This is a genomic window from Sphingobium sp. Ant17 (assembly GCF_000588875.1).
Taxonomy (GTDB): Bacteria; Pseudomonadota; Alphaproteobacteria; order Sphingomonadales; family Sphingomonadaceae; genus Sphingobium.
In genome coordinates, this window is sequence record NZ_JEMV01000158.1 from 1 (window position 1) to 2,340 (window position 2,340).

3 protein-coding genes are annotated in these 2,340 nt (G+C 58.3%); 1 reads left to right on the plus strand and 2 read right to left on the minus strand.

What is annotated here, in order from left to right:
- Window positions 1-359: 359 nt before the first annotated feature.
- On the plus strand, window positions 360-1,361 hold the full coding sequence (locus BF95_RS24970) for an IS30 family transposase (RefSeq protein ID WP_043155524.1): 1,002 nt from the start codon (window positions 360-362) through the stop codon (window positions 1,359-1,361).
- A 361-nt stretch (window positions 1,362-1,722) separates the two neighbouring features.
- On the opposite strand, the gene BF95_RS30540 is transcribed toward BF95_RS24970, so the two are convergent.
- Window positions 1,723-2,043, minus strand: a complete 321-nt coding sequence (locus BF95_RS30540; RefSeq protein WP_268747210.1) for an aldehyde dehydrogenase family protein — start codon at window positions 2,041-2,043, stop codon at window positions 1,723-1,725.
- Window positions 2,015-2,340, minus strand: a 326-nt coding sequence (locus tag BF95_RS30545; RefSeq protein ID WP_268747211.1) for an aldehyde dehydrogenase family protein, incomplete at its 5' end; no start/stop codon positions are given. The genes BF95_RS30545 and BF95_RS30540, both read right to left, overlap by 29 nt.

The window sequence follows — 2,340 nt, forward strand, 5'->3', positions numbered from 1 at the left end:
CGGCCAGCACTTGCGACAATCAACCTCAAGCTGCTGGCCGAGCAGAGGTTAATTGGACGGTTCGGCTTCTTCGAAGCCGCCGATTTCACGCCGGCCCGCGTGCCGGCGGGCGAGCGGTTCGCTATCGTCCGCTCGTACATGGCGCACCACCATGCATGAGTCTCGCCGCGCTGGGAAATGCACTGTGCGACAACATGCTAGTGCGCTGGTTCCATGCGGACCCTTACGTCGGCACCGTCGATCTCCTGCTCAACGAACGCATACCGTGGGAGCTTCCGCCAGAAATTGCGGTGGATTCTAGATCGAAGTGCGAAATCCTAGGATTTATAGGGGGATTGATCCCTTTTCCAGGAAGGCACATGATGAACGGCTATCAGCATCTGGGTTTGGACGAGCGACGACAGGTTTACCAACTGGCTGCAACCGGGCGGTCCGTGCAGCAGATAGCAGCGGCGCTGCAGCGACATCGTTCGACCATCTATCGTGAACTCAAACGTAACCGGCATCTCGATGACGAGCCGCTGTTTCGTGGCTATTTTCCAACGGCCGCACAAACGATGGCGGACAGGCGCCGGGTGCGTGGYGGCAARATYGCCCGAAAGCCCGAGCTTGCCGCCTATATCGCCGACCGCTTGTCAGCAGCYTGGTCGCCSGAGCAGATTGCRGGATATCTTCGRCGCCATCGCGGTAWTCGTGAAGCCGTCTGTCAYGAGACCATCTACCAGTTCGTCTATGGRCCGGACGGACGMAGCCARGGCCTGTGGCGCCTTYTGCCTGTTGCCCGTCGATCTCGACGTCAACGCTATGCGCGTAAGCCCCGCGGTCTGCATATTCCCTTGGTCAACACCATTGGCAAACGCCCTTCCGAAATCGGTAATCGCAGCAGCTTTGGTCATTGGGAAGGCGACCTGATGATCTTCAGGTTGGAATATGGCAAAGCCAACCTCACCTCGYTRGTCGAGCGCCGCAGCCGRTTTACTATCCTCGCCCGCAATCCCAGTCGGCATTCCGCCGGCGTCATGTCGGGAATCCAGCACCACTTGCACATGCTGCCCCCTTCCCTGCGTCAGAGCATCACCTTTGACCGGGGAACGGAATTTGCTGCCTTTGCGACACTCCAGAAGAAACTCGCGATGACGAGCTATTTCTGCCTGCCATCGGCACCCTGGCAAAAGGGCAGCGTGGAAAACAGCAACGGTCGCATACGGCGCTTCCTGCCGTCTGACACGGACCTGGCGTTGCTATCGGATGAAATCCAGGCCGTTGCTGATCGCATCAACAGTACCCCTCGCAAGTGCCTGAACTATCGCACCCCGCATGACGTTCTGGGAGAGCAAATCACCCTCCTCAACGCCCGATAGATTTTGCCATCCAGGGTGGGGGCTCGCCCCCACCCCTGGATGAAATTGCTACGCATCCCATGGATGTCGCGCTTCAAAATCGAAACCGCCGCGCTAAATAGAAAATGTCCCACTCCGCTAGATAGAGATGTCCCATCTCGATGGTAGGCGCAGAGGTCACAGCGGCCGATCGTCAGTATATAGAAGACAGTCACCGACATAGCACACTAATGAGGACCAATATCAACGTTTTTTGATTATAGTATATTTTTGTAAGTATGACGAAGACTATCGCAGCTTCGCGCAAGCAGTGGAGATCTGGCTCAGGTCCGTATTCTGCCTATCGAAACGTTTGCCGAGCGCCCGATCCCCCGGAGCCGGGTCAGGCCTCGTGAACCGCCTTAGTCACAAGACATGCCTCCAGKCCTTCCGGGCCGTCTTCGGAGCCGTGTCCAGACCATTTGACGCCACCGAAAGGCGAATCCGGACCACCGACCGCCACGCTGTTGATCGTGATCATGCCCGCCTCCAACTCGCGGGCGATACGACGTTGCCGGGCGGCATTGTCGGTCCAGTTATAGGCAGCTAGGCCATATGGAAGGCGATTGGCTTCCGTGATCATGGCCTCTTCATCCACATAGGGATTGATGATGGCGACGGGGCCAAAAGGCTCTTCATTCATCACTTCGGCGTCGAGCGGCACATTGGGATAGGACGGTGGGAGACGAAGAAGAGCTGATTGCCGATCCGTTCGCCGCCGGTATGCAGCGTCGCGCCATGAGCGACCGCATCCTGGACCATCCGTTCCATGGCCTCCGGCGACGGGCATTGGCCATCGGCCCCATTCGCACATCGGGATCGAGGCCGTTGCCGACCTTGAGCGCCGCGGCACGGCGGGCAAAACCCTCCGCGAAATCATCGAAAATTCCCTGCTGCACGATGAAGCGGGTGGGTGCGACGCAGACCTGTCCTGCATTGCGGAACTTGTAAGGGACCATGA